Genomic DNA, 6,000 nt, shown 5'->3' with positions numbered 1-6,000 from the left:
CCACCGGCCAGATGCTCCGGTGCTTCGCAATGAAGCCGAACTTCATGTCGCTTCCTTCGCGAAGTAGGCTGCGGCCTTTTTTAAGATATCCCGCTCGGCCTTCAGCTTTGCGACCTCGCGGCGCAACCGCTCGATCTCTTGCTGCTCAGGCTTCATTTGCCCATGGCCAGGAAAGGCCTGCGCCGGATCGGCGCCGAACTCCTTGACCCACTTGCGCAGCACGTTCTCATGAACGTCCAAGTCCTGCGCCGCCTGCGCCACAGAGACCCCGCGGCCCTTCACCATCCTGACCGCCTCGACTTTGAACTCTCGACTGAATTTGCGTCTCTGCATGACCCACCTCCGGTTTCATGAAACACCCAAACTTGGTGTCCATCAAACCGGCAGCAGCTCAGAAGCCAGACGGTGATCGAAAGCGCACCATTTGGCTGGTCGCAGGCGCACTGGCTGCAGGCTTTGGTTTGGGATGGGCTGGCGGCTTTAGTTGGTATGGTTCTGCAAATAGGGCGGCCCTCAATCCAATCACTCAGACAGAAACGCCTTCGCGTCGAATTGCCGAAATAAAGTCAGGCGGTAAGACCGAAGGCGCTCGAAAGATGGCATCCACGCCAGGTTCGCAAACACCACCAGGCGTAAATACGGTCTCCGCCGCTGGAGCGAGGCCTTCCGCCAAGCCTCAAGCCGCAGCGCCGGGAGCGGATCACCTATCTACGGACTCTTCCAGCACAGCCTCTCCGGCTATCCAAGCAAACATGACTCTAACCGAGCGAGGGCCTATCGTGCCGGCGCCAGAGACAAGACCGACAACTATTGAGGGTTGGACAGTTCTTGATGTTCGAGGCGGAACGGCTGTTCTCGAAGGGCCCGATGGGGTTCGGATGGCAACACGCGGCGACACAGTGCCCGGGATCGGGCGAATCGACTCTATCGTGCGTTGGGGCAACCGCTGGATAGTTGCAACGGCTAGCGGATTGATCGCGACGCCGTAATAATCAAAAAGTCACGGTCACGAGCGCCAGTTGCGATGCAAAGGCATTTGCTGCCAGTCTGACAGTAATTCAGACGATCATTAGCAGTAGCGTTGTCGCGATCTTATTCATTTGGCTAGGAAGCCGTCGCCGCGATGGCGACTAGCCTAATCCTGCGCTTCAGTGCTTGGCGCCGAGGGCCGCTTCTTGGTCGAGCCTATTGAGTAAATCGGTGAGATCGTCAGCGTCATCAAGAACGAGGTCAATCTGAGGTACGTCATTCACTAACGCAGGCCTGTGCGTGACAGAATCGATAACTGCCCACAAGTCGCGACCCGGCAACTTTTCCATCGTATATCGCATCACAGAATTAAACCTTCCAAATCGAATGTTGGCAAGCTTCGGATTAGGTTCCGCTTAACTCCCAATAGGGTTGCAAATGTCTTTTTGCGTCACTGAACAGAAATTCTCCGAGCTTTGGGCGCGGCGATCGAACAATCATGTGAGGGACTACACCATCTAGTGATGAACTCACAGGCGACTTCGGTAGCGGGCCTGAGCCCACATCGTCCATCATGAAGTTCACATAGCCGCCGTCAGGCCCAGTAAGGATGCACGGCCTCCCGGTATCCCTTGGTCCAGCGAGTGATCTCGCCCTCCTTTTGCGGATTGGGGTCGATGCCGGCGATAGCCCAACGCTCTGGTCGAGATGCCTTTGAGCTAGTCGCAGTTTTTTCGGCCGCTAGTCATCGAATAAGACTTCGACTTGGGTCGGTTCTATGCTCCGTTCGGGAGCGAAAGTTCTGACAACGAAACGGTCCCAGTCCGCGTTCACGCAAAAAGCAAAATCGACGAGGTTCGCTGAACTCGCGTTCGTGGTGGTCCCAAATCTTAGAATCCAATTTTTCAAATGCAAGTTTTGGGCGAGCAGCGGATCAGGGATGGCCCAGAGTTCGCGCGCCCTCAATCCGAACAAGGTGCTCTTCGGATTTAAACTGGGCCGAGGATAGCCATGCCATTGCATGTCTGTCTCAGTTTCTTTATCGAAATATTTGAGAGCGGCGATGTCTTTGCATTCATCGGTGCTAAGGTTCAGGCATTTTTGCTGGGCGGCGCGCCCACTTTCCCGCGTGATCTTGTTAAAACCAGTGGGCCCGATGGGGGACCATTCCCAATGTGCGGATGACCCCGCGGTCGTACGATCAAATTTCCCGCTCATACTCCTGCGCAACAGGCTAGCGTTTCTGAAAAACCACGTCTGTGGCGTAACGTGCGCGAGGGCATGATCCAAAAAGATTGGGATAACCTGCGCTCCGTAATAGGTTCGCTGCCCTACAAAATGTGACGAAATGGCTTCCGCCCGACACGACGGTTCATTCTGATTTGGTGATCTGTGATTGATGACGAGTCGAACCGTCTTGTCAGGCTTTGGACCCGAACATGAACATAACAAGGGGTCGCAGGACAAGAGTTGTCGACCGAGCCGGTACGTGGCATTTTTTGGAAAACTATAAAATTCTCTTGTGGTGCCATCGGGAATCCAAGCCAGCGATCCCTCGCAGGTTTCGGTGGAAAAGTTCTCGTAGGTTGCCTTACGGACGAAATCAATTTCACCGGAGATGGCACGTCCGCAATCGAAGGCGCGTCCATCCCATTGCACGTCTTTCGCATATCTCAACGGGTATGCGTAGTTCCCATCGGCTATCGGCCTGCCGTTGTCCATCAGCGCATTCGATATGACGGCGACCACTTTTCCGTTTTGTATAACGGCCCCGCCACTCATCGAATTATGAAATTCCTGCGAAAATCCCAAATATTCGAAGAGATTTCCCGGCCCGTTCCGCTGCTCAACATCCTTGCTCGGGTAATACTGCAGATACCAGTTTTCCCGATCCCGCTCTGGCTTATAGTATCTCCAGGCGGCGATCGTCACCTTGCTGCCTGCAACAAGCCTGTTTTCGCTACGTTCGACACAGAAGTATTTTTCCAGGTCGGCGCCGGATGGATTCGCCACTCGAAACAAGGCCACATCGGCAGTTTTCGAAAAAATAATGCTCCCTTGAATGACACTCACATTCTCCACACTGCCGCCGTTGGCTTGCTGAGCAATGACCTCTTTTTTCTGTTCATAGGCGTCGGAAAAGGCCGGCTCAAAAACGTGGGCCGCCGTGAGCGCCCAGCCCTCCGGCGAAATGACGAAGCCGGTACCCCGAACGATTTTGCTCCTGCCAGTCGACTTTTCAGTGACCTCATACGAAATCTGCAGTAGACGATCTCGAAAGAAGTCTTGAAGTTTAGCTGCCCTATCTTTGTGATAGAGGATTTCGGGGATGTGCTGCGCATATGCGGCGCTCGTCCATGCAGACGTCGCGCTGACCAGCAAAGCCAGGATGGCTACGATTTTAGTTACGAACCAGTTCATTACAATTTACCTTCACCCGGTATTTTGATCCGAGGATCGGCTCCAAATTCAAATCGGCTTGAGTAGAATCGGGCATTTGGGCGAATACCCACTCGCCGGAGACTTCGAATAAAAAGCGTGCAAGGCGGCAATGTCGCAATCAGACAATTGCACGCGGTGAGAATAAATATCGAAGCAATAGTCCATGACCGAGAATTCGTCCCAATCGGTCGCCATTTTCGCCTTAAGTTCAGCAACTGGCTTGCTGATGCCGCCAGCGCCCAGTCGTTTCTTGCACCACTGTGGGGTTTCAGGAGAATCCTGCTCGTGAAGCAATCCGAGCGCATGACCAAACTCGTGAACTGCGATCGAATGTATGCAAAGATCGGGTGTTGTCTGGCAGCCCGCCATTTCCGGATCGCGGAAACTGAAATTTAAGACCATCGACTGCGATCGGCCATCGCTGAGGTTGCCAAGACTGCTTTTAGGGCGGCTGTCCGCGATCAGTATTTTGATGCCCTTGGCGTTGGGTGTGCATTTCTGCCAACCCACAAAGGTGATGTCGCCATGGTACTCCCAGGTTGCGCTGATAGATTGTCGTGTCAACGTCCGCCCACGTTCGTTGCTATCTTCCGGGTTGATCCAGCACACCGCGATAGCGAGCTGCCCCTTCAAATTGATGAAGGCGCTCGTGCTTCCAGGCGTCCATTTGGTGGCAGTAGCAATGTAAGCCTTGGGATCTTTTTTTAGCAAACCGCCTCCGGCATCTGGCGCTGTTTTCAGATTAGTCTCCAGCGGCTTCAGCGCCTTTAGCTGAGCGACGAGGCTGTTGCTGTCGAACGCGCGCGTAACGTCGAGCTGTGGCAAGAGTTTCAATTGCTCTGTCAGCGCGGCACGGCTAGCTGGATCGCTTTCCAAGGCCTGCCCCAATCTGATCTGATCGGCGTTATCCTCGATATCGGGCTCCTCCGCGAGGGCCGGAGAGAAAAACAAGGCTAGGGCGAAAATCGCAAATAATTGTCGGACCATGCTACCCCCGCTCATTGATGAAGCTATCCCTGCTTTAGAATGTATTGCAACCTTACGGAAGAATCAGCCATCGCGCACACCCGATGCATGGTCCACCAGGCTATCAAATCGCACGACGAAAACCGTCAAGCAAACCAACACTCCGGTCAAATGCGCTACTTGGCCCCCTGGTAGGCTCGCACGAGCGACGTGTAAGGCGGTACATGGTGGAAGCCGCGCCCCCCTACATTTTGAAGAAGCTCAAAGTGCAGATGCACGGGGGTTGGAGTTCCGCCAAAATCATTAGAAATCAGTCCGATCCGCTGTCCGCGGGTGACACTCGCCCCTTGCTGGACCGCGAGCCGGTTCATTTTCATGTGAAGATATCTGTATTCAGAACCCGAACGCCCAACGAGAGTAACAGTATAAATTCCGACGTCTGTAATCCTCCCGTTTTCGACGGCCACGGCCCAATGCGTGGCATCGCGATGATCGGCTGGCCTTATGTCGACACCCTGATGACCAGTACCGCTCGGGCAAGCGAGTGTCCTACGCGCGCGGCTCTCGCAAAAATTATCGTGCCAAGGATAACGGTAGTTGGCTTTATCGCGCCAACTGCCTTTCGGTCCATAGTTTCCGCCGATGTTCCAAACCTGTGAATTGAGATAGGCGGGTCCAGCCTCGACCGGGAAACGAATATCCGGTGTGTAAACGGTCGTCGACACGACGCCTCTTCCACTGCCGGGGGTAAGTTCGCCAGGAGGACTGAATGTAAAGTCTTTGTCAAAGGGCTGATCGGGAGGCAAAGGGGCCGCTTCACCTTCGCTCGCATTACTCGGGGCATCCTTGCCGCCGCCCATGAGATGTGCACCCGAAAGGAGCCGTCTCGCGTAACGAGCGTCGACACAGCGCCTATCCCATTCCGCTTCGCACTCCACGATCACCTTGTAGGCCGCACGATACTGTACCTTCGTGGCTTGCGATGTGCCGTCACCGGCTTCCGACGTTATCTGCTGTCCGCGCTCAGGCGGCAATCGAGAGCCCTTGGGCGGGTCGATCGCGATTCGAGTGCCGCTAATGGACAACTTGGCACCGTTTGCCAACACAGACGCACTATAATGTAATTCCTCTCCGACAAAGGCGAAGGTCTTGAACTTCAAAAAATGCCTTGGGATCAGAACGGGCAACAGAGTCTGATTGACTTTACTGAGGCGACTTTCGAGAAAGGGAGGAGCGGCTCCCGCATCGCCTCCCGGCCATTGAACGTCTATCACGCGACTGGTCGCGGCGGGCACATCCTGCGCCTTGGATGGCAAGTGCCCAACGGTCAAGACAGCGACCGTTACCCCGATTGTTGCGAACCTCATTTGACGCACTCTCTTTTGTTTTCTTGGGATCCACGCAGTCCGCTAAGGTCTGGCGATCGATCATCTAGCTATCGGCAGCCCAACCGCTTTAATGAAATTTTATTCTGCTACGGAAGGTTGAGTCTTTGCCAACGCCGCCCGGCGACATCGGAATGATCTGCGAGAGAGTTGCCAAAGTCGACCAGCTTCGGAATCAGAAACGTACCAAGCGCGAGGAGCAAAGGCGGATAGCATCTGCCGTTTCCGGTGGTGGCTC

General features: G+C 54.6%; 3 protein-coding genes and 1 pseudogene. All 4 read right to left on the bottom strand.

Annotation, left to right across the window (positions count from 1 at the left end):
- A pseudogene (locus N554_RS0117805) lies at positions 1-333 on the bottom strand (transposase); the annotation flags it as partial.
- Positions 334-1,710: 1,377 nt separating this feature from the next.
- Positions 1,711-3,390 carry a S1 family peptidase gene (locus N554_RS0117795; RefSeq protein ID WP_029584701.1) on the bottom strand — a complete coding sequence of 560 codons (1,680 nt, stop codon included), beginning with the start codon at positions 3,388-3,390 and terminating at the stop codon, positions 1,711-1,713.
- 48 nt (positions 3,391-3,438) lie between these two features.
- The gene (locus N554_RS37405; RefSeq protein ID WP_156041969.1) at positions 3,439-4,398 is read right to left on the bottom strand and encodes a zinc metalloprotease; all 960 of its coding nucleotides are present in this window, start codon (positions 4,396-4,398) and stop codon (positions 3,439-3,441) included.
- A gap of 155 nt (positions 4,399-4,553) precedes the next feature.
- Positions 4,554-5,744, bottom strand: a complete 1,191-nt coding sequence (locus N554_RS40040; RefSeq protein ID WP_156041968.1) for a M23 family metallopeptidase — start codon at positions 5,742-5,744, stop codon at positions 4,554-4,556.
- Between the last annotated feature and the right edge of the window lie 256 nt (positions 5,745-6,000).

Source organism: Bradyrhizobium sp. URHD0069, from assembly GCF_000701345.1.
GTDB lineage: Bacteria > Pseudomonadota > Alphaproteobacteria > Rhizobiales > Xanthobacteraceae > Bradyrhizobium.
Note: the sequence above shows the minus strand (reverse complement) of the source record. Positions and strands in the feature narration are given on the sequence as shown.